At 36.3% G+C, this 25,272-nt stretch carries 25 protein-coding genes and 1 pseudogene; 20 read left to right on the top strand and 6 right to left on the bottom strand.

Annotated features, from left to right (window positions below; genetic code table 11):
* Window positions 1-130 precede the first annotated feature (130 nt).
* Together CNQ82_RS12505 and CNQ82_RS12500 are read left to right on the top strand one after the other, a co-directional pair.
* Window positions 131-1,198 (top strand): YkvI family membrane protein, encoded by a 1,068-nt coding sequence (locus CNQ82_RS12505; RefSeq protein ID WP_123145525.1) that lies wholly within the window; start codon window positions 131-133, stop codon window positions 1,196-1,198.
* Between the two features lie 224 nt (window positions 1,199-1,422).
* On the top strand, window positions 1,423-2,445 hold the full coding sequence (locus tag CNQ82_RS12500) for an alpha/beta hydrolase (RefSeq protein WP_123145524.1): 1,023 nt from the start codon (window positions 1,423-1,425) through the stop codon (window positions 2,443-2,445).
* 516 nt (window positions 2,446-2,961) lie between these two features.
* Here CNQ82_RS12500 and CNQ82_RS12495 read toward each other — a convergent pair.
* A complete protein-coding gene (locus CNQ82_RS12495) occupies window positions 2,962-3,468 on the bottom strand; it encodes a GNAT family N-acetyltransferase (RefSeq protein ID WP_095106677.1) in 507 nt (168 codons plus the stop codon).
* 209 nt (window positions 3,469-3,677) lie between these two features.
* Between CNQ82_RS12495 and CNQ82_RS12490 the strand changes: the two are divergent.
* The 6 genes and pseudogenes from CNQ82_RS12490 to CNQ82_RS12465 all read left to right on the top strand — a co-directional run bounded on the left by CNQ82_RS12490 (window position 3,678) and on the right by CNQ82_RS12465 (window position 10,261).
* Window positions 3,678-4,357, top strand: a pseudogene (locus CNQ82_RS12490) (response regulator).
* On the top strand, window positions 4,344-5,387 hold the full coding sequence (locus tag CNQ82_RS12485; protein WP_123145523.1) for a sensor histidine kinase: 1,044 nt from the start codon (window positions 4,344-4,346) through the stop codon (window positions 5,385-5,387). The pseudogene CNQ82_RS12490 and the gene CNQ82_RS12485 overlap by 14 nt, the downstream one beginning before the upstream one ends.
* 91 nt (window positions 5,388-5,478) lie before the next feature.
* Window positions 5,479-6,240, top strand: a complete 762-nt coding sequence (locus tag CNQ82_RS12480) for an ABC transporter ATP-binding protein (protein ID WP_123145522.1) — start codon at window positions 5,479-5,481, stop codon at window positions 6,238-6,240.
* Window positions 6,230-8,128, top strand: coding sequence for an FtsX-like permease family protein (locus tag CNQ82_RS12475; RefSeq protein WP_123145521.1), 1,899 nt, complete (start codon window positions 6,230-6,232; stop codon window positions 8,126-8,128). Before CNQ82_RS12480 ends, CNQ82_RS12475 begins: the two co-directional genes overlap by 11 nt.
* A gap of 494 nt (window positions 8,129-8,622) precedes the next feature.
* Window positions 8,623-9,240: a DUF47 domain-containing protein gene (locus CNQ82_RS12470; RefSeq protein WP_123145520.1), complete on the top strand. Its 618-nt coding sequence runs from the start codon at window positions 8,623-8,625 to the stop codon at window positions 9,238-9,240.
* 13 nt (window positions 9,241-9,253) lie between these two features.
* The gene (locus tag CNQ82_RS12465; RefSeq protein WP_123145519.1) at window positions 9,254-10,261 is read left to right on the top strand and encodes an inorganic phosphate transporter; all 1,008 of its coding nucleotides are present in this window, start codon (window positions 9,254-9,256) and stop codon (window positions 10,259-10,261) included.
* Between the two features lie 311 nt (window positions 10,262-10,572).
* Here CNQ82_RS12465 and CNQ82_RS12460 read toward each other — a convergent pair whose 3' ends face one another.
* The gene (locus CNQ82_RS12460; protein WP_123145518.1) at window positions 10,573-11,388 is read right to left on the bottom strand and encodes a CHAP domain-containing protein; all 816 of its coding nucleotides are present in this window, start codon (window positions 11,386-11,388) and stop codon (window positions 10,573-10,575) included.
* Window positions 11,389-11,733: 345 nt separating this feature from the next.
* Here CNQ82_RS12460 and CNQ82_RS12455 point away from each other — a divergent pair, with 345 nt between their 5' ends.
* From CNQ82_RS12455 to CNQ82_RS12415, 9 genes are all read left to right on the top strand, one after another.
* On the top strand, window positions 11,734-12,363 hold the full coding sequence (locus CNQ82_RS12455; RefSeq protein WP_123145517.1) for a Bax inhibitor-1/YccA family protein: 630 nt from the start codon (window positions 11,734-11,736) through the stop codon (window positions 12,361-12,363).
* 297 nt (window positions 12,364-12,660) lie between these two features.
* A complete protein-coding gene (locus CNQ82_RS12450; RefSeq protein WP_123145516.1) occupies window positions 12,661-14,835 on the top strand; it encodes a helix-turn-helix transcriptional regulator in 2,175 nt (724 codons plus the stop codon).
* Window positions 14,836-14,994: 159 nt separating this feature from the next.
* Window positions 14,995-15,354 carry a transcriptional regulator, SarA/Rot family gene (locus CNQ82_RS12445; protein ID WP_095106654.1) on the top strand — a complete coding sequence of 120 codons (360 nt, stop codon included), beginning with the start codon at window positions 14,995-14,997 and terminating at the stop codon, window positions 15,352-15,354.
* A 214-nt stretch (window positions 15,355-15,568) separates the two neighbouring features.
* A complete protein-coding gene (locus CNQ82_RS12440) occupies window positions 15,569-16,288 on the top strand; it encodes a YebC/PmpR family DNA-binding transcriptional regulator (protein ID WP_123145515.1) in 720 nt (239 codons plus the stop codon).
* 1 nt (window position 16,289) lies between these two features.
* The gene (locus CNQ82_RS12435; protein ID WP_123145514.1) at window positions 16,290-16,772 is read left to right on the top strand and encodes a cupin domain-containing protein; all 483 of its coding nucleotides are present in this window, start codon (window positions 16,290-16,292) and stop codon (window positions 16,770-16,772) included.
* A 277-nt stretch (window positions 16,773-17,049) separates the two neighbouring features.
* A complete protein-coding gene (locus tag CNQ82_RS12430; protein ID WP_095106649.1) occupies window positions 17,050-17,622 on the top strand; it encodes a ribonuclease FAU-1 family protein in 573 nt (190 codons plus the stop codon).
* Between the two features lie 128 nt (window positions 17,623-17,750).
* Entirely contained in the window at window positions 17,751-18,614 is an 864-nt protein-coding gene (locus CNQ82_RS12425) for a LysR family transcriptional regulator (protein WP_123145513.1), read from the top strand.
* Between the two features lie 157 nt (window positions 18,615-18,771).
* On the top strand, window positions 18,772-19,968 hold the full coding sequence (locus CNQ82_RS12420; RefSeq protein WP_123145512.1) for a sugar efflux transporter: 1,197 nt from the start codon (window positions 18,772-18,774) through the stop codon (window positions 19,966-19,968).
* An 18-nt stretch (window positions 19,969-19,986) separates the two neighbouring features.
* A complete protein-coding gene (locus tag CNQ82_RS12415; protein WP_164712001.1) occupies window positions 19,987-20,469 on the top strand; it encodes a DUF456 domain-containing protein in 483 nt (160 codons plus the stop codon).
* Window positions 20,470-20,624: 155 nt separating this feature from the next.
* On the opposite strand, the gene CNQ82_RS12410 is transcribed toward CNQ82_RS12415, so the two are convergent.
* Window positions 20,625-21,311, bottom strand: coding sequence for a DUF1129 family protein (locus CNQ82_RS12410; RefSeq protein ID WP_123145510.1), 687 nt, complete (start codon window positions 21,309-21,311; stop codon window positions 20,625-20,627).
* A 188-nt stretch (window positions 21,312-21,499) separates the two neighbouring features.
* Here CNQ82_RS12410 and CNQ82_RS12405 point away from each other — a divergent pair, with 188 nt between their 5' ends.
* The 3 genes from CNQ82_RS12405 (at window position 21,500) to CNQ82_RS12395 (ending at window position 23,132) form a co-directional block, all read left to right on the top strand.
* The gene (locus tag CNQ82_RS12405; protein ID WP_123145509.1) at window positions 21,500-21,955 is read left to right on the top strand and encodes an SA0632 family lipoprotein; all 456 of its coding nucleotides are present in this window, start codon (window positions 21,500-21,502) and stop codon (window positions 21,953-21,955) included.
* A gap of 84 nt (window positions 21,956-22,039) precedes the next feature.
* Complete coding sequence (locus tag CNQ82_RS12400; RefSeq protein WP_123145508.1) at window positions 22,040-22,351, top strand: hypothetical protein; 312 nt, start codon at window positions 22,040-22,042, stop codon at window positions 22,349-22,351.
* A gap of 235 nt (window positions 22,352-22,586) precedes the next feature.
* Complete coding sequence (locus tag CNQ82_RS12395; protein WP_123145507.1) at window positions 22,587-23,132, top strand: GNAT family N-acetyltransferase; 546 nt, start codon at window positions 22,587-22,589, stop codon at window positions 23,130-23,132.
* 414 nt (window positions 23,133-23,546) lie between these two features.
* Here the strand turns inward: CNQ82_RS12395 and CNQ82_RS12390 are convergent, their stop codons facing one another.
* The 3 genes from CNQ82_RS12390 to CNQ82_RS12380 are packed head-to-tail and all read right to left on the bottom strand — an operon-like array spanning window position 23,547 to window position 25,267.
* The gene (locus CNQ82_RS12390; RefSeq protein ID WP_164712000.1) at window positions 23,547-24,113 is read right to left on the bottom strand and encodes an LOG family protein; all 567 of its coding nucleotides are present in this window, start codon (window positions 24,111-24,113) and stop codon (window positions 23,547-23,549) included.
* Window positions 24,114-24,145: 32 nt separating this feature from the next.
* Entirely contained in the window at window positions 24,146-24,598 is a 453-nt protein-coding gene (locus CNQ82_RS12385; protein WP_123145505.1) for a YaiI/YqxD family protein, read from the bottom strand.
* On the bottom strand, window positions 24,599-25,267 hold the full coding sequence (locus CNQ82_RS12380) for a hypothetical protein (protein WP_123145504.1): 669 nt from the start codon (window positions 25,265-25,267) through the stop codon (window positions 24,599-24,601).
* Window positions 25,268-25,272 lie beyond the last annotated feature (5 nt).

The raw sequence follows: 25,272 nt of genomic DNA, 5'->3' as shown, positions 1-25,272 counted from the left end.
TATTTTCTTGTTACTATATACTTTTCATGGAAAAATTCATGACCTTTAAAAAGACAGAAAACGCTATGGATAGTAAGTATAATCGTTGGCAAGCATTGTTTAATTACACGAGGAGGTATTATACGTTATCATGACGTTTAATAAAGAAACTGTAAAAATTGGCTTTGCCTATGTCGGTGTAGTCGTCGGCGCAGGTTTCTCAACAGGCCAAGAAGTTATGCAATTTTTCACAGATTATGGATTATATGCATACATTGGTGTATTAATAGCAGGTTTAATTTTAGGATTCATCGGAAGACAAGTAGCAAAAATTGGGACAGCTTTCGATGCAGAAAACCACGAATCGACACTTTCGTATATATTCGGGAAGCAATTTGGACGCATCATCGACTATATACTCGTCTTTTTCTTATTTGGAATTTCTGTCACAATGATTGCAGGGGCTGGATCTGCATTCCATGAAAGTTATGGTATTCCAACCTGGTTAGGTTCATTAATCATGGTAATTGCAATCTATATTACATTATTAATGGACTTCAACAAAATTGTACGCGCGCTTGGTGTAGTTACACCATTCTTAATTGTGTTAGTAATTATAATTGCTGGCGTATACTTAGTAAAAGGTCAAGTGCCGATTTCACAAATTAACTCAGTGGTTCCGGACGCTAACCCGGTTATGGGTATTTGGAGAGGTACAATATACGGCGGTTTAGCATTTGCAGTTGGTTTCAGTACAATTGTGGCTATTGGCGGTGATGCCAGCCGACGTAAAGTATCAGGTGCAGGCGCATTATTCGGCGGCGTGGTTTATACTATCTTGCTCGCTTTAATTACATTCGCACTGCAAACAGAATATCCAGCAATCAAAGATGCGGCAATTCCGACGCTTACATTAGCACACGGTATTCACCCAATTGTTACTATCTTATTATCAATTGTAATGTTAGCTGTAATGTATAACACAATTTTAGGATTGCTCTATTCTTTCGCAGCACGCTTTACAACACCTTACAGCAAAAAGTATCATATCTTAATTATCATTATGATGCTGGTTGCATATGGACTCAGCTTTGTTGGATTCTCAAGCTTAATTAACTTCTTATATCCAGCAATGGGTTATGTAGGATTGTTAATCGTAGTTGCAGTATTGGTTAAATACTTTAAACGTAAGAAAGCAAACAAAGAGCACATTGCGTAATAAGTCAATTGTGTTAAGTTACTAGATATAGCAAATTATTTTATAAAAAAGGTCAAGCAACTGTCAGATACAGTTGAATGAAATTCTAAAAAGTAAGCGTAGCGCATTAAGTGCTGCGCTTTTTCTGTATATGATGAGTACACGCTTTGAGAAATAAAGTTATATACAGTACAATAAAGGCAAATTGTATAATGCGACAAACGACAGAGAGAGGACTTGGTGGCATGAGCAAGCGCAAAAAACGCTGGCTTGTATGGAGTACAATCATAGTTATCGTTCTTTGTATTGCAGCGGGCATCAGTATAAAAAAATACTTTGATTATCGTCATACACAAGACATGAAAGAAAAAGTACAATTGAATAACCGAAATGTAAAAATCTTTAATAATATTACATACGGTAAGACTTTTCCCAAGAGTCAATTAGATATTATTACACCTGCAGAGTTAGATAAGGATGTTAAATTACCAGTTATATTTTGGATGCATGGTGGCGGGTTCATTGCTGGAGATAAGCAGTATAAGAATCCATTGTTATCTAAAATTGCAGAACAAGGTTATATTGTAGTGAACGTCAATTATGCGCTCGCACCAGAGTACAAATATCCGACACCTTTAATGCAAATGGACCAAGCTGTTTCTTTCATTAAAAAGAACAGACATGAATTGCCGATTGATTTTGATCAAGTTGTATTTGGCGGCGATTCAGCTGGTGCCCAGCTTTCCAGTCAATATACAGCAATACAGACGGATAAGTCGCTGCGTAGTTCAATGGATTTTAAACAACAATTTAAACCCAAAGATATTCGGGCAGCCATTTTCTTCGGAGGCTTTTACAATATGAATACGGTTAAAAAAACTGAGTTTCCGCGTATCCAATTATTTATGCGCAGTTACACAGGCACGTCACATTGGGAATCAGAATTTAAGAACTTATCTGAGATGTCTACAGTTGAGCATGTTACTAGACAATATCCGCCAACGTTCTTATCTGTAGGCGATGCGGATCCATTTGCCAGTCAAAACGTTGAATTCGCTGATGTTTTAAAACAACACGATATACCGACCGACACTTTCTTCTTTGATGGAACACATCATCTGCATCACCAATATCAATTCCATTTAGATAAACCAGAATCTAAGGAAAATTTAGCAGCTGTACAACATTTCCTAAGTCGTAACACGAGCTCAACAAATATTAAGAAACAAAATGAGCAATTTGAGCCGATTCAATTAAATCCATTCTAATTTTAATAGGGGGCCGGGACATAGATGAATGTCTTAGGCCCTTCATTTGTGGAGTGTAGGTATCAGAATAAGAATTGTACGAGTGGGAAAGGAAATATCGAAGAAATATTGTTGGCAGTCTAGTGATTAAAGCGGCTGGCGAGGGAGATGAGAGTGAAACATGATTGGTAAATGAATATATTGGCCAAGAATGCGGGCAACGTGGTCAATAAAAGGATATATCGGCCAAGATGGCGACAAACGAGTCCAATAAACGGATATATCGGCCAAGAATGAGAGCAACGTGTCCAATAAAAGGGTATATTGGCCAAGAATGAGGGCAACGTGTCCAATAAAAGGGTATATTGGCCAAGAATGAGGCCAACATGTCCAATAACCGGAGTTTACCCCCTGAATATTTAGGCTCGACTCCGATGTCCCACCACCTCCGCCAGTCTCATTTTTTTAAATAAAATAGAAAAAAGGTTCTTGCACCATTCACCACAAATGGGCAAGAACCTTAAAAATTCAGTGGCTTTAACGTAATAATTTCGCCATTACATATTCGTTATAATATTGATTGTCGATTTTAAGTTTATCGCGCATTTCGCCTTCAACTTGATAGTTCGCTGATTTGAACAGTTCTACTGCATGATCGTTCTGAGGAACCACCAATGCTTCTAGTCGTCTGATACCGTGATTTAAAGCCCAAGCATCAACGGCATTCAACAATGAGTGTCCGACGCCTTTGTTGCGGTAATGTTCACGGATTCCGATACGCACGCGTGTTTCGTGCTGTGTGCGTTCGTATTTGCGTGAGGAAACGATTGCGAACCCAATTAGCATACCATCAATTTCTGCGACGTAAATAGTATTAGATGGAGAAGTGATAAAATGCTCAAGATTTTTTAAGACACTTGATAGAGATGGGACATATTCACCAGGACTATACAACATATAATCAGACTCATCATAGATATCTTTAATCAATTTGATATAGTCATCTGCATCATTAATACTTATTTCTCTAATTGAATGTTCCATAGACACCCTCCATTTTATAAGGTAGTATTACACTGAGTGTACACTATCTCGGTGTATTTAGCATTATTTTAGTTTAATTCTACTCTATTTTTTTACAAAAACAAAAAATTGATGAAAAGCACAATTTCTAGTTTAGAAGAAAAATGTTGAAATGTAAATGAAATCATTCTGAAACATTCCTGAAATATTAATCGGAAAGGTGATAGAAAATGAAGATACTGCTCGTAGAAGATGATAAAACGTTATTTAAACAACTAAAGAAAGAATTAGAACATTGGGATTTGCATGTTGAAGGAGTAGAGGACTTTGGCAATGTTTCATCAGAGGCTGAACAAAAAATCCTGAGATTATTATTATGGATGTCGAATTGCCGAAATACGATGGTTTTTATTGGTGCCGACAAATTCGTCATGAATCGAATGTACCGATTCTATTCTTATCTGCACGGGACAATCCTATGGACCAAGTGATGAGTATGGAATTAGGTGCTGATGACTTTATTCAGAAGCCTTTTTATACCAATGTATTGATCGCTAAGTTGAAAGCAGTTTATCGAAGAGTTTACCAATTTAACTTAGAAGAACAGCGCAGTATGACTTGGGGTGGGATTCAAGTTGATTTGGCGAAAGGTGTATTAGAACGCGAAGGTGCAGAAATTCATTTATCTAAAACGGAAATGCTGATTCTCGAAATTTTACTAAAACATCGAAATGAAACAGTTAGCCGTGACAATCTCATTACAGCATTATGGGATGATGAGGCTTTTGTCAGCGATAATACGTTAACAGTGAATATTAATCGCTTGCGTAAAAAACTTGCAGATTTCGGCTTGGATAAAGCAATTGAAACACGTGTAGGTAAAGGATATATAGCCAATGACGTGGTTTAAACGTGTGAAGGACTTCCTAGAGACCCGCATGAATTGGATACTGCTGCTCTTAGTATTACAAGTTGTTTTATTGATTTTTGGTTACTTAGACCCAGATTTGTCTGTGGGTGCAGTCGGTTATGTAGCGTTATTTAATTTGATGATTATTGTGGTTTTTCTCTTTTTTGCTTATTTACGTGAAACTGCTTTTTTGAAAAAGTTATCGGAAATGCGCGAAGTCGAAGAGTTGAAACATAAAGAAGCGGCAAATTCTCCAATGGAAAGAGAAGTTTTAAGTTACTTGTATGCACAAATAACGCGTCAAAAGAAAATCGTTTCGAAGCAAGCTGTTACTTTAAAAGAACAAGAACAGAGTTTGACTCACTTTGTACATGAAATGAAGACGCCTTTAACCGCAATGAAGCTGCTCGTAGAAAAAGAACCGGATAAAGAGAAACGAAATGAATTGTTATTTGAATGGTCTCGCATGAATTCTATGCTGGATAATCAACTGTATCTAGTGAGATTAGATTCAAAAGGACGAGATGCTTATTTTGAAAAAATTTCTTTAAAACGAATGATAATAGAAGAAGTCCAACTTACCCGCCACATCAGTCAACAAAAGGGGATCGGTTTCGATATGGATTTTGAGGAAGATTATGAAGTTTTATCTGACAGGAAATGGTGCAAGATGCTATTACGTCAACTTATTACTAATGCAGTAAAATATAGTCCTGAAGGCGAAGATATTAGTATCAGAGCCTTTTCTCAAAGCAACCATATCCATCTTGAGGTTTGTGATAAAGGCAGAGGAATACCCGCTAAAGATTTGCCGCGGGTTTTTGATCGGGGCTTTACGTCTACTGGCCATCGAAGCGAAACCACTTCTTCAGGCATTGGACTTTACCTGGTGGACCAAATCAAACACAATCTAGGGATAAAAGTGGAGATTGAATCAGTGGTTGATGAGGGGACAAAAATACATTTAACTTTTCCTAAACAAAATGAAATCGTGGCCCGGAAAGCCGAAGTGACAAATTTGTCATTTTAAATGCCTGATTTGTTAGCTCAAACAAACGACCTTGCTGAATGAATTGCATAAACTAGAGGTATAAATTATTACCAAAAGGAGAGGAATTGAAATGGCAATTCTTACAGTATCTAATCTCACCAAAGTATTTGGAAATAAACACGTCGCTCAAGAAGTGCTGAAGGGCTTGTCTTTCAAAGTTGAGAAAGGTGAATTCATTTCTATCATGGGACCCTCTGGTTCAGGAAAGACGACATTGTTGAACATGTTAAGTTCCATTGATTATGTCACACAAGGGTCAGTAGAATTGAACGGTCATCAACTGCAAGATTTGACGAATAAACAACTTTCTGAAGTACGTAAGCGCGAAATCGGCTTTATTTTTCAGGACTATAATTTGTTGAATACATTGACAGTGAAAGAAAACATTATGTTGCCGTTGTCGATACAAAATTTGGAGAAAAATGAAGCGGAAAAATATTTTGAAGAAGTCACTGAGGCTTTAGGTATTTCAGAACTGGCAGATAAATATCCATCTGAAATTTCAGGAGGTCAGAAACAACGTGTATCAGCTGCGCGAGCTTTTATTACGCGGCCTTCCATCATCTTTGCAGATGAACCTACAGGCGCCTTAGATTCTAAAAGTGCGCAAGATTTATTGAGACGTTTGAAGGCGATGAATGAACGTTTTGAGTCTACTATTCTAATGGTAACGCATGATCCCGCTGCGGCGAGTTATTCTAATCGTATTATTATGTTGAAAGATGGTCAGATTTATTCAGAACTCTACCAAGGCGAGCAAGACAAACAAGCCTTTTATAAAGAAGTCATTCAAGCACAAAGCGTCTTGGGCGGTGTAGAGTATGACATTTAGACATATCGTATTAAAGAATTTAAAGCAAAACTTAAGACATTATGGCTTATATTTATTTTCCTTAATTATTAGTATTGCATTGTATTTCAGCTTTGTAACTTTAAAATATGCAAAGAGTATTAATAACGAAGACTCAGCTAAAATTATACGCGAAGGTGCGAATGTCGGAAGCATATTCCTTTTCATCATCATCGTGATTTTCCTGATGTATGTAAACCAACTTTTTATTAAACAGCGGGTCAATGAGTTGGGACTTTACCAATTAATCGGTTTAACGAGATCGAATATTGTCCGTATGTTGATGTTGGAACAAGTTGTGATTTTCTTAATGACTGGCATTGTAGGAATTATAGGCGGGTTTCTCGGATCGCGTCTGTTATTGTTAATCGTATTGAAGCTCATGCACATACAAGAAAGCATCCATCTGACATTTAGTTTGAAAGCATTAATTGCTACAGTTTTAATGCTGATACTTGCTTATGCTTTAATTATTCTGCAAAATGCTCTTTTCATTAAGAGACGTTCTATTTTAATGTTGATACGAACACGTCAAACTACTGACGTTAAAGAGAATAAAATAACTAAAGCAGAAACTATCTTTGGAATTATCGGCGTGTTAATGATTGCCACAGGTTACTACTGTGCTTTGAATGTTAAGTTATACGTAATTCCTGTAATACCGTTTTTAATTCTCTTTTTAACGGTACTAGGCGCTTATTTCTTCTTCCGCAGCACCGTATCTTTATTTTTTAAGGTATTGAAAAAGCGAAAAAATGGAAACATCGATATTAATGATGTCATCTTCACTTCTTCAATTATGCATCGCATGAAAAAGAATGCTTTGTCATTAACGATTATTGCGGTAATTTCAGCGATTACTGTAACTGTATTATGTTTCAGTGCAATCACTTTGAAAAGTGAACATGTACAAATCAATTTATCATCACCATACGATGCTACGATTCAGAAAAAGCAAGATGCGGAACGCTATCACAATTTATTAGAACAACATAACATTCAATATCATGAAAATTATAAACAGTTGTTAGCTCTATTTAATGTGGAGAATAATTTATATAATGGAAATTTAGGAAATATGATGGGTCTTCAAGTTACAAGTGAGCAATATGTTGAAGGTGCCCATATTACTAAAGGTAAAGGAGAGTTAATACAACCTTATGGTACAGGTCTAACATTAGGCGATATTAATGATCATTCATATGTACAATTTAAAAATAAAGACAAACAACCTTTGTTGCGAGTAAAAGTAAGACTTTCGGATTTGAATATTAAATTTAGCCAAGAAACACTTAGAGGCGGAAAGTTATTAATTCTGAATCATGAAGATTACCAGTTGGTTAAGAATAAAGCAGCTTATGATAAAGATGATTTAGTGAGCCAATATGGGTTTACCTTTAAAGAGAAACACCAAGAAGCTGAAGCGACTCAATTGTTGCATCAAATCAATCCTGACTATATGACAAAAAAAGAAATTGCTGATGATTTTAGAAGTTTCAGCAGCGTATTCTTGTTTGTTTCGAGTTTCTTAGGGATTGCTTTCTTAATTGCTGCAGGTTGTATTATTTACATTAAACAAATGGATGAAACAGAAGATGAGATGGAAAACTTTAAGATTCTGCGTAAACTAGGATTTACACAAGATGATATGAAGCGAGGATTGATTTTAAAGGTTATCTTTAATTTCGGTTTACCTTTAATTGTCGGGTTATTACATGCTTATTTCGCAGCCTGTGCCTTTTTGAAATTAATGGGATCTAGTGATCATACACCTATATTTTTAGTGATGATTATCTATACTATTATCTATGCATGCTTTGCAATTATTGCCTACGCGCATATGAAACGTGCAATTAGACATTCTATTTAAAATTAAAACGCTAGGAGAACGCTTTTTGTTCTCTTAGCGTATTTTTAATGTGTGAAATGTACTTGGCTAGGATATAGCACTATAGAGACCATTATCTTCTATATAGAAGTGGTTAATAGATTTTGATAGAGGTAAATACTTCACTTTCTGAAGAGAAAATATGCTTGTTGCAAGCTTTTTCCTCTTCTAGTCAACTTTGCTGGGGAGGGACAAAGCACAATATTATGCTTGTCTTATTCCTCTTGAAAATAGGGAGATGATGGAAAATGTAAAACATATGTCTCAATTGTTAAGATTGTGTAAATATAATTGTAGAGATGTAAATTTTGTGCTATTTTCTTTTTAGGAAGGTAAATTTAGTTTATTGCTCGCATGCACGGGTATATGACAGAATTTTAAACTATTTATTAGAAGTTTTTGAAGAATAACAGAAAATGAATTTTTAAACTACGAAATGTGATTGGAAGCAATTGCTGAAAATGGAGGATTTTTCAATGTTTAATAAGAAAAAGGATAAGTTTATGGTTAAGTTAGAGGAAATGGTGTTCAATCTAGACCGTGCTGCTATTGAGTTCGGAAAAATGGACTTCAATACTCACCTAGATTTAAAAGCTTATTCTGATAACATTAAAACTTATGAATCGCATGGTGATGAATTGATGCACCAAGTGATTTCAGATTTAAACCAAACTTTTATTACCCCAATCGAACGTGAAGATATTCTATCTTTATGTAACGCTATCGATGACGTGTTAGATGCCATGGAGGAAACATCAGCAATGTTTGAAATGTATTCGATTGAGTATTCAGATGAGTATATGGCTGAATTTGTAGAAAACATTCAAAAAGCTGTAGCTGAAATGAAATTAGCAATTGGTTTATTAGTAGAAAAGAAACTTTCGCACATGCGTATTCATTCTATCAATATTAAAGAATTTGAAACAAACTGTGATGGTATTTTAAGACAATCTATTAAACATATCTTCAACAGCGAAACAGATCCAATTACATTAATTAAAATTAAAGATATATATGAAGGTCTAGAAGATGTTGCAGATAAGTGCCAAGCTGTAGCAAACAATTTCGAAACAATTATCATGAAAAATAGCTAAGGAGTTATAAACTATGGACTATGTTTTAATTATCACTGTAGCTATCGTCATTTTTTCATTGATATTTGACTTTATTAATGGTTTCCATGATACAGCCAATGCGGTAGCCACTGCAGTGTCAACTAGAGCGCTGACTCCTCGTCGCGCAATTTTACTCGCCGCCGTTATGAACTTTATCGGTGCGTTAACATTTACAGGTGTAGCTGGAACAATTACTAAAGACATCGTAGATCCATTTAAATTACAAAATGGACTTGTTGTTGTACTTGCAGCCATTTTCGCTGCCATTTTTTGGAACTTATTAACTTGGTTTTTCGGTATTCCAAGTTCATCATCACATGCATTGATTGGTGCAATCGCAGGGGCGGCTGTCGCTTCTCAAGGATCATTTACAGTATTGCACTTCCAAGGTTTCACTAAAATCATTATCGTATTGATTGTGTCACCTTTAGTTGCATTTTGTGTTGGTTTTATTATGTATTCAATTATTAAAGTGTTCTTTAAAAATGCTAATTTAACGAAAACAAATCGCAACTTTAGAATATTCCAGATTTTTACAGCGGCATTGCAATCATTCTCACATGGTACCAACGATGCTCAGAAATCTATGGGTATTATCACATTAGCTTTAATCGTAGCTAATTTACAAGATGGTAGTAACGTAGAACCAGCATTATGGGTTAAAATGGCCTGTGCAACTGCTATGGGTCTTGGTACTGCAATTGGTGGTTGGAAAATTATTAAAACAGTCGGCGGCAACATCATGAAAATTCGTCCGGCTAACGGTGCAGCTGCTGACTTATCATCAGCTTTAACAATCTTTGTAGCATCATCATTACATTTCCCATTATCTACAACACACGTTGTATCTTCATCAATTCTTGGTGTAGGTGCTTCTAACCGTGCTAAAGGTGTTAAATGGAGTACTGCACAACGTATGATTGTAACTTGGGTAATTACTTTACCGATTTCTGCCATTGTCGCAGCGATTGTGTATTGGATTATGCACATCTTTATATAGTGGATTTGGAGTTGGACAGACATAACATTACTGAAAAATATTTCGTTGTCCTACTCGGATAACTACTGCTAGTTCAAAAAGAGGGATTTGGACATAATTTTGTCCAAATCTCTTTCTCTATATCGTCGCTCTTAGAATTTAATATACATACTTTATGTACAGTAGTAATTTGTATAAAAAATGTGTCAATGGACATAGCAGAGGTAGGGAGCGGCATAACCACCATCTAAAATTAAAAAGACCAAAAAAGCTTCTTTCTTTACCAAACAATATGGCAGAAAGAAGCTTTTTTGTTTAAACATTTATTTACATTAATGAATATAGTTATAGCTAGAAACCATTGATGCAGGAATTGTACGATAGCCGACAACACCTGGAGGAGTAGCATAGTTCATTTCAGAAACTAAGATACTGCCGTCGCCATTAACTTGTTCCACATAAGCTACATGGCCTACTGGACCTTCATATGATTGTAAAATTGAACCTGGTGTCGGTTGGCTATTAACAGTGTAGCCGTCTGCTTGAGAATTAGAAGCCCAGTTCTCTGCATTGTACCAATAAGTACTGATAGGTTGTCCAGTTTCGGCACGACGATTAAAGACATGCCATGTACATTGACCCCAATCGTATAAGTTTTGGTGATTGAAAGTTGGAGAATTCCCATTTTCTACAGCAGTTGGTGTACCGCCTTGTCCGCCACCTTGACCACCAGCAGCATTAGGAATTGTAAGGGATTGTCCTGGATGGATCAGATAACCGTTCAATCCATTAGCTTGCATGATTGCTTCAGCAGAAGTACCGTATTGTGCAGCAATAATACCGAGTGATTCTCCAGCTTGAACGTTATGTGTAGCACCGCCTTGGTTAGTTGAACCCACATTCGTGTTAGTATTTGTGCCTTGTTGGCTGCTTCCATTTACAGTAATAACTTGTCCAGGGAATAACATGTTGTTGCTCAAGTTATTATCTTGTTTGATACTGTCTACAGAGACACCATATTGATCGGCAATGGACCAAAGAGATTCACCGGATTGTACAGTATGTTGAGTCGAAGCGTCTGCATCTTGGTGAGTTAATGCTAATGCAGCACCTGTTGCAACTGAAAATGTAACTGCTAACTTTTTCAAAGGGAGTTCCTCCTTATAATGTAAATTATCATATTTATAAAAATCACTTTGTATGTAATGATAAATTTTCTCTTTCTTTACTTCCACATCTTAGCAAAAAAATGCTTCTCTGTGGGAAATGTCATGTTCTTGTAATAATATTTAATAATAACAATGTGTTTTTAATAATTCTATAAGGCCTGTTATGACTGTCTAGAACAGAATATTCTGATATTATGTGAAATTGTTATCGTAATGATTGTAATATTAAGACGCCGATGTGATTAATATTATTCATGCAAGAAATGTGTTATTGTTATACAAAATCTAATTTTTTCTTATTTTAAATGGAGGCGCTTCGAAAATATGGCACAACACTCAAACACCATGACAAGATCTCATGCATATGCAAAAGTATGGTTGTATTTTATGTATTTCTGGATAATATTCGGTATCGGCACTTATTTCGGCCAATACCTCCCTTTAGAATGGCGCAGACCGCTTTCAATCGGCTTAACGGTTTTAATCTTAATTTCACTTTTTATTAATCGTTCACGTAGATTCGGCTTTATTATAAGCAATATCTACGCAATTGCTATTGGATTATTGGCTTACGCTTCTTTTGCAACTTATTTACAAAACTTGGGTGCTGACCTGTTTTATAAAAATATTGCATTAGCAGTCGGAGCATTTATTGCTTTCGGAATTGTAGGTTATTTCTTTATTCAAGACGCTTCGAGTATTGGCAAATACTTATTTGTTGTATTAGTGGCTTTAATTATTGCTTCATTAATCGGTTTCTTTATTCATAATCCGATTTTTTATACCGTGATCAATGTGATAGCTGTAGGTTTATTTTTACTCTACACGCTTTATGACTTTAACCGTTTGAAAAGAGGACAATTCGAGCCAAGCGAGATGGGATTTAACTTATTTGTGAACTTATTAAATATCATCATCAATATATTAAGTCTCGCAAACCGTTTTAGAGACTAATTTCTTAAAAATAATATAAAAGTTTCGCAACAATCAGTTGGTGTATTACGATAAAGGTTAGATAATAAAGTAAACACCAACTGCTTTTTTTTAGACTTAAATAATACTATACAATCACGCATTACGTGATTTTAAGCAACATAAAAAATGGATTAATATTTAAAATTTGTTTTTATTTTTTTGCTGTGCTAAATTTGAGATGAACTATCCTTTATAATTTAACAGGAGAGGAAATAAAATGAAGATACAGCGTTAATTTCTTAAAATGAAGCGCTTATTTTATTTAAAGGTTATATTATGAAAAGTGATATTATTGAATTATATACGGCAGAAACATTGCCGCTAAATAGATGTTATGACGGTATTTTATTGTTGTGGCCAGCAGACAATGTTGCAGAAATTCAGCATTTTACCGAAACGTATACCTTATCAAATCAATTGCATATTATTAATCACAACGATATTTTTCAAATAAAGAAGAATGAAAAAACGATAATTCTTTATATAGCAAGCGATTGGTTTAAAGAAAGCGGTTTCAGATTTTATAATTATATGTTTAATATTCAACTTATTCAATCTGTAAACGATATAAAAAAATGTATGGCGAGTCTAATGGTTCGCTACTTAGAAGAAACACTTACAGAAGAAGCACTTTCACGTCAAATCAGAAAAATTTGTACGATATTAGTTGAAGAGGCTTCAGTAAACAAAAACTTCATTACCTCTCAAATGCCCCCTGCAATTCCTAATCAATATAGAGAGATTGTAGAATATATACATGAACATATTGATTCTAAATTAACACTTGATTCAATGTCGAAAGCTTTTTTCACTTCCAAAACGGCATTATCTGCAAAATTTTATGAAATTTTCAATGTAGGATTTAAAAAGTACGTTGAAACGTTACGAATTGGTTTATCTTTAGAGTATTTGAATACTACTGACGATACGATCGGATATATAGCAGAAAGAGTAGGCTTCAGCCATTCAAGTCTCTATACCAAGAAATTTAAACAGCATCTTTTAATGACACCAAATGTATATCGCAAATTAACTCAATTTCAAAAGAATATAAGTTATTTATTCAAAGACTTTAGAGTGTCACTTTCTGAAAAGGGAAAAACTGCTTATATTGCTTATCTCGTAGAAGCATTACGCAATTTTAATGATGATGAAGAAAATATGGTCTACATCGATGAGATAAATCCACGTTTCTCTCCAACGCGCCCATTTGTGATGGCTATTCAAATACATGAAGTAAGCGAATTAAAAATGATGCTAATCGATTGCCACAATAAATCTATTATCGACTTCGATAATGAGGCAATGTTGTTGATACAAATAAGCATATCACAAATCTACCGTAAGTTAGATATAGAAGAAATCTTTCAAATGTTGGATACCATCTACCAGTATAATTTAAATGTAGCTTTCATGGTGGAAGATCAACACGACATAGAATATATGAAAGAAGGATTAATGAAATCTGAAAGATTTTTAGCGCATCCTATTTGTACAGCATTAAAATCTCATTCTACACAAATTTCTTTAACGTTTAATTTGAAAGATACGGAATTAAAAGAAATATACGTACAGATGTTAAGAATACAAGATTTAGATTTTAATATCGATTTTAATCTTGATATTACACAACTTTTCAATCAGCCAGAAGAATTTAAAGCAATGGAAACACGATTGAAGAGAATCAGTTTCACACATTATTTTATTGATAATGCTGAACTAGATTATCCATATTTAGAAAAGGAATACGATAATCTGCCTATCAAACAAGTAGCAGAACTTACTGAAATTAAATCCGTCATGAAACGTATGCACTTAGATGAAAGACAGTATATTCTTATTAATTTACCTAATCGTAATTTATTAAATGATGATTTAAGTTTATTAGATAGTACACCGTTAATGATGTATATGTTTACGCAGTTTTATGGAGCTTTATATGGGATCGGTATCAACTTGGTCCAACAGACTCAGAGCAAGACGTTATATTTGTATGATAAAAATGGTTTGAAAACGACGCTTTATTTTCTTTATCAACAACTATCTGATTTTGAAACGTTTTATTTTTATAATGAAAAGCCTTATGTAATTACTGAAGATAAAGAACGCTTTGCAATTATGTTATATGATTGGCGTGTGATTGAAAACGAAATGTATTTAACCAACCAAAATAGGTATCAATTCAATATTGGTTTCAAAAGTAATCAATTAAGAAAAAATTATCTTGTGACTAGAGAAATTACTGACTATAAATATGGTAATATGAATACTATCATATCTCCACCGTTATTAGATACTTATCATTGGTCGGAATATTTAAAACGAAAGATTAAAAGTGTGAATCACCCTAGATTTGATGTCTTTGAACATGATTTCCGTGTTGGAACAATGAATACCAATATCAATTTTAATTCACTACAGTTACTTTCTTTTTATAAAAAGAAAAGATAAATCATATTAATTGCTGTATTTAATAAAAAGTATTACACAATTCAATTTGTTCTACTTGGAAAAAGTGGTTAAAGAATATGGGCAAACACTAAAGACTTTCTGGCTTTAAATATCCATAATTAAAGTATTATATCTGTATAAAATATGGAGGAGTATACTTTGAAAAAAAGTAAGTTAGAGTCTTTATTAAACGAATATAAAAAGTATATGGATCTAATGAATTACATAGAGACATCACACAAAATCAATATGAATGATTTTGTAGTCTTGAACTGTATTCATGAACATTGCACCAAAGAAAAAATGTTGATGCAGCCATTCTTAAAAATTGCAACAGATGCCTTTGAATTGAGCCGTACGAAAGTACTTGCTTCAATTCGCAAGTTAGTCAGTCAAGAACGTGTCAGCAAGGTCAGATCTAATACAGACGAACGTAAAGTTTATTTGTTTATGGATGAAAGCAACATAGAAAAACTGAATGCTATGCTCAATGATATTGACAAATATCTAGAGAAATAGCTCGGAAAGCATCTATACTTTCCTATAGAAATACAGTGAGAGATATAATAACGGATGAAGGGAGTGGGACATTATATGGTCCCGCTCCCTTTTTTGCATAAATTCAAGAAAAAATTCCACTAAAGTAGTATTTGGTGCGTTAAAACTATATATTAGTGCGAAAATCATGTATAATAGTTGATGTTAAAAATGAGAGCGAAAGCGAGATGGAAGTATGGGACGTAAATGGAATAACATCAAAGAGAAAAAAGCCCAAAAAGATAAAAATACAAGCCGTATTTATGCTAAATTCGGTAAAGAAATATATGTTGCAGCAAAATCAGGAGAACCGGATCCAGAATCTAACCAAAACTTACGTTTAGTATTAGAACGTGCGAAAACATATAATGTACCTAGAAATATCATTGATCGCGCAATTGATAAAGCTAAGGGCTCAGATGATGAAAATTATGATAATTTGCGTTACGAAGGATTCGGACCTAATGGTTCTATGTTAATCGTCGACGCTTTAACAAATAACGTGAACCGTACAGCATCTGATGTACGTGCTGCATTTGGTAAAAATGGCGGGAACATGGGTGTATCTGGTTCAGTAGCATATATGTTCGATCATACGGCGACCTTTGCCTTTGAAGGTAAATCAGCTGATGAAATTCTAGAAGTGTTGATGGAACAAGATTTAGATGTACGTGATGTAGTGGAAGACGGCAACCTGACAATTGTCTATGCTGAACCTGATCAGTTCGCACAAGTACAAGATGCTTTACGCCAAGATGGGGTAGAAGATTTCCAAGTTGCTGAATTTGAAATGCTTCCTCAAAATGACATTCAATTATCTGATGAAGACAAAGCAACTTTTGAAGGCTTGATTGATGCGTTAGAAGATTTAGAAGATGTACAAAATGTTTATCATAACGTAGATTTGGACGCATAATATGCATACAGCAAAAGAGTGGATACAATTATTAGAGTTAGAACCGCATCCGGAAGGCGGTTTTTTCAAAGAAGTCATTCGAGAGAATAAAAATACGACAGCTTCCAGAGCAGCCTATACGAGTATCTACTTTCTCTTAACTGACAAACATATTTCGCATTTTCATCGGATTGATGCTGATGAAATTTGGTATTATCATGCAGGCCAAACTTTGACGGTGCATATGATATACCCTGATGGGAAATATGAGACAGTGCATATCGGCGCAAATATTGCTGATGGTGATGTGTTGCATCATGTGGTTCCGGCAGGTACAATCTTTGCTTCTTCGATTAAAGGCGAAGCGGGATACGCTTTAGTAGGGTGTATGTGTCAGCCAGGCTTTATGTTTGAGCATTTCGAGTTGTTAGATCAACCGACACTGACAACACAGTTTCCAGCACTTTCTGAAGTTATTAAGAAATATGCAGTGAAAACAGTATAACAACTGAGCTAACAACAAGTTATTTATAGAGCAAGGGGCTGGGACATAATAATGTCTCAGCTCCTTGCTCTTTGAACTGGCAGTAGCTATCTGAATAGAAAATGCGCTTGTTCCAAGCTTTATTTTATTCATCGTCAGTATAGCTCTATCAGTGTAATTGCTTGTTAATTATCTATTTAAAATATGAAATTATAATGTGTATAAATGTTAAGTTTAGCAAACATTGAGTGACATGTATGATTCAGTTTTATATAATGATGACAAGGAGTTGGTGACAATGAAAGTGAAATACATTGATAAACGTCACTGGCGTCGTCTGATCGAGAGAGATTATACTGAAGTTAAGGTGAATAATAATAAATTCAAGGGAATCATTGGATTAATCACTATGAAAAAAGTAAGAGAGCCGCTGAAAGTGAATGTTGTCGGCCAAACCATTGTGGTGGCTGATGATAATTATCAATGGTTGCAGATTGTGCCGGATAAAAAACGCTACAGTATAACGGTGATGCTAGATGAACATGGAAATCCGTTAGAATATTATTTTGATATTAATATTAAAAATATTACGCAAAAAGGGAAAGCGCGTACAGTCGATTTATGTTTAGACGTTATCGTATTGCCGAATGGGGAATATGAACTGGTTGATGAAGACGATTTATTACGTGCGTTGGAGTCGAAACAAATCTCTAAGAAACAATATCATGAGGCATATATTATTGCACATCAATTAATGATGAAAATTGATCACGATTTTCCGGGTATGCAAGATAATATTATGTATTGTTATAATAAGATTAAACGTAAATATTTGAGCGATAAGCATACGACGCATCATCACCGCAGTTAAGTCAAGCGAGGATGCCGCAATTCGAAGTTGCGGGGGTATGTTGATTATGGGGGACCATGCTGTCTATTCTAATGCTGCATGGTTTTATTTTTTAGAAGAAGGATTTGAATGGTGTAGGAGGAAATGGCGTGAAGATTGAAGACTATCGTTTGTTGATCACATTAGATGAGACGCGTACGCTGCGTAAAGCGGCGGAAATTCTGTATATTTCGCAACCTGCTGTGACTCAGAGGCTGAAGGCGATTGAGAATGCGTTTGGAGTGGACATCTTTATTCGTACGAAGAAACAGCTGATTACGACCACGGAAGGTGCTATGGTAATAGAGCATGCGCGCGATATGCTGAAGCGTGAGCGTCTTTTCTTTGATAAAATGCAAGCACATATCGGCGAAGTCAATGGTACCATTTCTATCGGTTGTTCATCTTTGATTGGTCAAACTTTATTGCCGGAAGTATTGAGCCACTATAATGATAAATATCCTAATGTGGAGATTCAGGTGCGTGTCGGCTCGAGTGACCATATTAAGGCACATCATCGGGATTACCATATTATGATTATCCGCGGCAATAAGATTATGAATTTGAATAATGAGCATTTATTCAATGATAAACATTATTTTATTTACCCTAAAGGGAAAAGAGACCAAGTGGCAGAGCTGCCGTTTATTGAATTCCAAGCGGACCCTATTTATATGAACCAAATTAAAGAGTGGTACGGGCGTAATTTAGAACGTGATTATCATGCAATGATTTCTGTAGACCAAGTAGCTACTTGTAAAGAAATGCTGGTTGGCGGTGTAGGAGTCACTGTTTTGCCGGAGATTATGGTCAAAGGATTGGATAAATCGCGTTTCGAATTTGAACAAGTTGATATTGAAGGTAATCCTCTCGGACGTTCGACTTTTTTAAGTTATGATTCGAGTATGTTGCAGTTGCCGCAAGTGGAATCGTTTGTCGAATTGGTCAAACATGATTTAAAAAGAGAAGAATAGGTGAGCAGAAGAGAACTTTTTATGCGCTGTATTAATAAAAAGTTCTTTTTTCTATGAAAAATTTCGCAAATCTCTTTCCAGCTATTCCAAAGCGTGTCTAAATTCTTTAAAATAATATAGAATCAGTTTATTTATAAACGTTGAGAGAGGTTAAAATATGTTTCGAGCTTTACTGCAAATCAAGAACTATAAATTGTTTGCGATCAACATGATGCTCTTAGGAATGGCTATCGCAATCACTATTCCTTTTCTCGTCTTATTTGCTACAAATGAATTGGACATGACAACGACTCAATTCGGTATTTTGCTGGCGTTGGCTGCTATCAGTCAATTTACAGTCAATGCTTTAGTAGCAAGGTTCTCTGATAATGGAAAGGTGAACCGCAAGTTATTAGTTATTATCGCCTTATTTATGGGTGCCATGAGTTTCAGTATTTACTTTTATGTTCATAGTATTTGGTTATTTATTGCCTTATATGCTATCTTACAAGGTCTGTTTGCGCCTGCTATGCCTCAGCTTTATGCGTCTGCCAGAGAAGCCATCAATCAATCTTCTTCACGTAATCGAGCGAAATTTGCCAATACCGTGTTGCGTTCTATGTTTTCTTTTGGATTTCTATTCGGACCGTTGATTGGTTCTGTGCTTAACCAATCGATGGGTTATGCGGGATTATTCGGCGGAACTGTGGTAGTCATTCTGATTACTTTAATTCTGCAAGTCTTCTTTTTCAAAGAAGTAAAAGTTGAACGACCTATTGAAGAGGGGACACATGTAGAAACCAAAGCGCCGAGTATGTTCACTCAGAAATCTTTAATCGTTCCCTTTGTCGCATTCATTCTATTGCACATCGGACAATGGATGTATACCTTGAACATGCCGTTGTTTGTGACAAAGTATTTACATGAAAGTGAAAGTTATGTAGGTGTTTTAGCTAGTTTATGTGCCGGCTTAGAAGTACCGTTTATGATTATATTAGGCGTGTTGTCGGCTAAGTTAGAGACACGTACACTTTTAATTTTAGGAGCGATTTCCGGAGCACTCTTTTTCTTCAGTATCGGAGTCTTCGATGACGTAAGAATGATGATAGTCGGACAAATTTTCTTAGCCATGTTCCTTGCGATTTTATTAGGTATCGGCATCAGTTATTTCCAAGATATTCTGCCGGCATTCCCAGGTTATGCATCGACGCTGTTTGCTAATGCTATGGTCATTGGTCAGCTATTAGGAAATTTACTTGGCGGCGCGATGAGTCAAATCGTGGGATTAGGGAATGTGTTTTATGTATCAGCTGCTTCTTTAGTCTTAGGTATGATATTAGTTTTCTTTACGAAAGAGCAGAAATTTATAGAATAAGAGGTTGAATAATTAATGATAGCAACTATTTTATGGATATGTATTATTGCCTGCTTTATTGTCGCATTTGTCGGTTTGATTAAACCGATTATTCCATCTATGCCGATGATTTGGATTGGGTTCTTAATTTACCAAATCGGCTTTCACAATGGCCGTTTATCATGGATTTTCTTTGTCTCCATGATTATTTTGACAATTCTCGTCTTTGCAGCAGATTTGATGATGAGTCAGTATTTCACACGTCGCTTCGGCGGTTCGAAAGCAGGCGAATATACTGCTTTGATTGGTGTAATTGTCGGGTGTTTCATCTTCCCGCCATTTGGAATCATTATTGTGCCGCTCGTTGCTGTATTTATTGTGGAAATGATATTACGTAAAGATCCGATGAGCGCTTTGACAGCAAGCTTCGGCTCAGTAGTCGGTTTCTTGGCGAGCACTGCTGCACAAGCCATTGTGATGATTATTATGGTATTGTGGTTCTTCTTAGATATTATTTTTTAATGAAAAATAAAGGCTTTTTCAGATAGCTACTGCCAGTTCAGAAAGATAAGTTGGGATATCAGTATTTCCTAGCTTATCTTTCTTTATTCAACTAATTACTATCAATTCTCACAACAAAAGCTGGAACAACTTAATGTCCCAGCCCGCTTTGCTTTTTATAAATAAGTATTGGAATCTTTTTTCACGTAGTGATGGTCTACATAGAAAGCCAATGGTGTAATGATGAATGAAATAATAATAAAGGTCCAGTTGGCGATTTTAACGTGCGGTCCGAAAGCTAAGAAAGATTGCGGAATATAGACCACGTAAAAGAGCAGGGCAACAATAGCAAAGATAATCGCATAAGTTAACAGCCAGACCCAATTTGAATTGTTGAATGCTTGTATTTGCACAGTTTTAAAGGTCCACCATACAAAGAGGAATATAATGAATAAACCTGCTAATAAGATAATAGGAAATGTATAAAGATAAAGCGGTTTTTCACCAATAAAGAACCCGATAAACCCTTTGAAGAAACAAAAGATTCCGAGTAAGAACAGAATATGATGCCAAATATATTTGAAAATGTTTTGTACCGTTTCATTTTTCAGTTCCTTAATCGTTCGAATCGCATGCGCTTTAGGGTTATGATCGAAGAAGTCCATAGCCAGCATTCCTTTATTTTCCGCCTTTAACAGATGCTTTAAGATACGATTCAACATGACCTCGGAGTCATGCGGATTAACGCGTAAATCAGCTCGAATATAAGTCATGTAATTTTCGAAGATTTCTCTGTCTGTATTATTCAGATGCAGAGATTTGACATTGTTCTCACGCATTAACTGTTCCGTAGACTTCGCCATTCTCTTCGCCCCCTAATTCTAAATATACAATCAAGAAATATTATGACTAAGTTAAGACAATAAATCAATTGAAGTTTCAGGATTCCTTCCACTTTCTCGGAAGTATCCTTTTCAATCGATGAACCAATGAAAGAAACATGGTAAAATAGAAGCGATACAGTTTTTATTTTTCCAAAGGAGCACTACCTATGAAAAAAGTAATTATGTTGCTGCTGGCCTCTACACTCATCCTAGGCGCATGCGGGAAAAGTGATGAAAAAGCAGCACTTCAAAAAGACATTGATAAACTGCAGAAAGAAAATAAATCCTTAAAAGCGACTAAAGATAAGTTGAAAAAAGATAAAGAACAGAAACAAAAACGAGTAGATGAACTTCAAAATGAAGTGAAAGATAAAGTCGCTACAGAAAGCATCAAACAAAAATCAGATTCAAAAACAGAAGCGAAAGATAAAAAAGCGAATCCAGCAGAAGATAAAAAAGCGAAATCCGACAACACCAAAGCACAACAGCCAACCAAAGAGCAACCGAAAGAAAATGGCGCTCGTCCTTCAAAAGAGCAACCTAAAAACAATGCTGCTCAACCAGCCAAAGAACACCCGAAAAAAGACGGTTCCCAACCAGCCAAAGACAAAACGACACACTAAGTTGTACAATAGTTTGGTGGGAAACACACAAGGGTAAGAAATATATAATAGAAAACACGTATAAACTTAAAAGGAGTCGATATCATGTACGAACCAGAATTTCACGAATTAGAAGGTAAACAAATGACTTTGAAACAAGTCGGCGAAGCCATCGAAAAGATTTCAGGCTATCAATTAGAACAACCTACAGGCCAAATCAAACGCATTGTTGCTCAAAAACCGAACTTCGAATCCGAAACAGATACATTCCAAGCTACATACAAGCTGAATCACCTTGGAGACTTCGTTGATGTGACCTTCACAGCACCTAAAAACGACCGCGACCGCCTCAACGACATCCAAGTAACCATTCAATTAATCACTTACATCACACGTTCAGAATTACCGCAAGCTTAAACTGCCAATTTGAGAAAAGAAAAACTTGGAGAGCAGGGGAAAGGCCAAGAGCAGTTCTATGATGAACTTAGACTCCCTGTATGTTCAAGCGTCAACAATCGAATAAGTAAAAGATAAAGGCGCTTGTAAGTAGAGGTGAATAGTAATACACAAAATCAACTTTACTGCAGGGCTTTTTTCTATAGTAAATTAACGTATAGCATTTGAGATTTATTTGGTGTACGAGGTGGAATCAATGAGTGTATATATCGAAACAGAACGATTAAAATTAAGAGATTGGGAAGAAAAAGATTTGCTGCCGTTTCAAAGAATGAACGCGAACCGGCAAGTCCGCCGCTTCTTTCCAAGCATACTCAGTTATCGTCGATCAGAACTCGACATGCAAGCCATGCAGAAAAATCTAGAACAAGACGGCATGGGATTGTTCGCAGTCGAATTAAAGGAAAGCGGAGAATGGATAGGATTTATCGGTGTCAATCATATACCGGAAAACAGCCAATATTCATTTAAAGAGCTGCCCTTTTACGAAATCGGCTGGCGATTGATACCTGAAGTATGGGATAACGGCATAGCAACAGAAGGCGCAGAAGCGGTAGTAGAATATGTGAAAGAAAAAGGCGTCGCCGAAATTTATAGTATGACGGCCGAATCCAACACCGCTTCAAGACGAGTAATGGAAAAAATAGGAATGACCTTAAAAGATACATTTGAGCTGCCCGGCGTATCAGAAAATCATCCGTTACAACCGCAAGTTCGTTACTATAAGCAACTTAACGAATAAAGAGGAAGCATCCCAATCGGAAATGCTTCCTCTTTTTATGTGGGCAAGGTGAGGGCGGTGTGTCCTTGGTGAAGGCGAGCGGGCGAGTAGGTGTATATATTGGCCAAGAATGTGGGCAACGTGTCCAATAAACGGGTATATCGGACAAGATTGGGGGCAAAGTGTCCAATATCCTACTAATCTAGACATTTCTCAAAAACTAGTGTCTAAATTAGTGTGTTTTCTAGACACTTCTCAAAAACTAATGTCTAAAAAACGCCAACAACCGTCACATCCACCGACCCCCGCCATGTCTATCGACTACTACTGCACCACGCTGCCCGCCGACCCGCATCATGCTAGCCGACTCGCACCGCACCTGATAACCCCCGCACTACGCTAGACACCACGCCAACTCCCAACAATCACTCCATATTAATCATAACTACGCGTACCCACAGTTTCATAATGTTCCAATCCTTCAAACAAAGCATCTAAATCATCATATAACGGAGCCAACGCACGATATTTCGCATCAATAAAGCCCGCATCAATCATCTCATCCAACATTTTTTGCAACGGTTTAAAGAAACCATTGATATTAAACACAGCCATCGGTTTATCATGAATACCGATTTGTGCCCAACTATAGGTTTCAAAGAACTCTTCCAATGACCCAGCACCACCTGGAGCCAACACAAAAGCATCGGCCAACTCAGACATTTTAGCTTTGCGTCCATGCAAAGAATCCACCAATACTAAATCCGTTAAACGTTGGCTCGTAATCTCTTTATCATCCAAACTGCGAGGCATCACACCAATCGTAGAACCGCCATGGTCCAATACACCATTTTGAATGGCGCCCATAATACCGACCGAACCAGCGCCAAACACAAGTTCATAGTTGTGCTCAGCCATATACTTGCCGAGCGCATAACCTTGTTCCATATAAATCGGGTCTTTTCCTCGACTCGCACCGCAATAAACCGCTATTCTTTTCAAACTCATAATTAACCAACTCCAAGCTCCAATTTTTACGAAGTTACTTCATCAATGACACGTTGAAAGCGCAACTCAAACTTGGTTCTCGCTTCCTCAGTAAAGCGCTTAGGTCCTTTATGACGTTCACCCTGCTGACGCGCTTGCGCATGACGATAGCGCTGTTCCAACAAGCGTCCGATATTATCCTCAGTATACACCATACCATTATGATGCATCACTACACGCACCTTGCCGAGCAACAAACTTGCTAACCCATAATCCTGAGTTACCACAATATCCGATGACTTCGCCAGCTGGACAATTTTATAATCCACACTATCAGGCCCATCATCCACATACTTGATTTCCACATGAGAAGGATAATCCTGCATCGAAAAATGTGAATAACTCCGCACCAATACAACAAAAATGCCTGTCCCCTCAGTCAGTCGAATCACTGAATCTGTAACAGGACAAGCATCACCATCAATTATCACCCGAGTCATTTAGAGATTCGGCTTCTTTTCATGTTTTTGAATTTCTTTGATGCGCTCCTCTTGATTCGCACGTCTTGCTTCCTCTTCCTTTTTCAAACGCTGTTCAATGCGATCTTCCAAGATGCGGTTCATATCATACGCTTCATCTTTATTCTCTTCCTCAAGCTCTTCACCTTTATTAGCAACTTGCTTATCAGAAGCACCGCCCGGAACTAGACCTACTTTCTCTTGATATTTCTGCGCATCCTTCATTTCTTTCACCAAACGTTTGCGCGTTTTTTCATCATCTTTTTCTTCATCTTTACGGCGTTTTTCCAAGTTTTTATCCAACTTCTTCGCCATCTTTTCAGCTTCTTTACGATTTTTCTTCTCTAATTTTTCGCCCTTAGCCTTGATACGCTCCGGATCATTCTCCTTCGCTTCCTTCTTAGCTTGACGTTTTTCCTCTAAATCTTGCTTCTTATCGCCGACATACTGAGCGAATTCAGAAGATTTATTTGAAACCGCAGACGCAGCTTGAGAAGACTTGTTAGATACACTCTCTCTTAAGCCCGCAGTCTTTTCATTCACCTTTTGCACATCAGGGTGATCCTTAATACGCTTACGTTCCACGATTAAAGGCACAAGAATAACTGGTAATACTGTAATTAAAGTTCTGATTAATCTCTTCTTCTCCATTATAG

Origin of the sequence: Staphylococcus debuckii, from assembly GCF_003718735.1 — a bacterium.
Taxonomy (GTDB): domain Bacteria; phylum Bacillota; class Bacilli; order Staphylococcales; family Staphylococcaceae; genus Staphylococcus; species Staphylococcus debuckii.
This window is presented reverse-complemented; position numbering and strand designations above follow the sequence as displayed.

Coding starts and splice junctions, on each gene's coding strand:
- CNQ82_RS12440 (WP_123145515.1), top strand. CDS start 15,569: ATGGGACGTAAATGGAATAACATCAAAGAGAAAAAAGCCCAAAAAGAT.
- CNQ82_RS12410 (WP_123145510.1), bottom strand. CDS start 21,311: ATGGCGAAGTCTACGGAACAGTTAATGCGTGAGAACAATGTCAAATCT.
- CNQ82_RS12395 (WP_123145507.1), top strand. CDS start 22,587: ATGAGTGTATATATCGAAACAGAACGATTAAAATTAAGAGATTGGGAA.
- CNQ82_RS12430 (WP_095106649.1), top strand. CDS start 17,050: ATGAAAGTGAAATACATTGATAAACGTCACTGGCGTCGTCTGATCGAG.
- CNQ82_RS12420 (WP_123145512.1), top strand. CDS start 18,772: ATGTTTCGAGCTTTACTGCAAATCAAGAACTATAAATTGTTTGCGATC.
- CNQ82_RS12435 (WP_123145514.1), top strand. CDS start 16,290: ATGCATACAGCAAAAGAGTGGATACAATTATTAGAGTTAGAACCGCAT.
- CNQ82_RS12475 (WP_123145521.1), top strand. CDS start 6,230: ATGACATTTAGACATATCGTATTAAAGAATTTAAAGCAAAACTTAAGA.
- CNQ82_RS12380 (WP_123145504.1), bottom strand. CDS start 25,267: ATGGAGAAGAAGAGATTAATCAGAACTTTAATTACAGTATTACCAGTT.
- CNQ82_RS12405 (WP_123145509.1), top strand. CDS start 21,500: ATGAAAAAAGTAATTATGTTGCTGCTGGCCTCTACACTCATCCTAGGC.
- CNQ82_RS12505 (WP_123145525.1), top strand. CDS start 131: ATGACGTTTAATAAAGAAACTGTAAAAATTGGCTTTGCCTATGTCGGT.
- CNQ82_RS12470 (WP_123145520.1), top strand. CDS start 8,623: ATGTTTAATAAGAAAAAGGATAAGTTTATGGTTAAGTTAGAGGAAATG.
- CNQ82_RS12450 (WP_123145516.1), top strand. CDS start 12,661: ATGAAAAGTGATATTATTGAATTATATACGGCAGAAACATTGCCGCTA.
- CNQ82_RS12400 (WP_123145508.1), top strand. CDS start 22,040: ATGTACGAACCAGAATTTCACGAATTAGAAGGTAAACAAATGACTTTG.
- CNQ82_RS12500 (WP_123145524.1), top strand. CDS start 1,423: ATGAGCAAGCGCAAAAAACGCTGGCTTGTATGGAGTACAATCATAGTT.
- CNQ82_RS12455 (WP_123145517.1), top strand. CDS start 11,734: ATGGCACAACACTCAAACACCATGACAAGATCTCATGCATATGCAAAA.
- CNQ82_RS12465 (WP_123145519.1), top strand. CDS start 9,254: ATGGACTATGTTTTAATTATCACTGTAGCTATCGTCATTTTTTCATTG.
- CNQ82_RS12385 (WP_123145505.1), bottom strand. CDS start 24,598: ATGACTCGGGTGATAATTGATGGTGATGCTTGTCCTGTTACAGATTCA.
- CNQ82_RS12485 (WP_123145523.1), top strand. CDS start 4,344: ATGACGTGGTTTAAACGTGTGAAGGACTTCCTAGAGACCCGCATGAAT.
- CNQ82_RS12480 (WP_123145522.1), top strand. CDS start 5,479: ATGGCAATTCTTACAGTATCTAATCTCACCAAAGTATTTGGAAATAAA.
- CNQ82_RS12495 (WP_095106677.1), bottom strand. CDS start 3,468: ATGGAACATTCAATTAGAGAAATAAGTATTAATGATGCAGATGACTAT.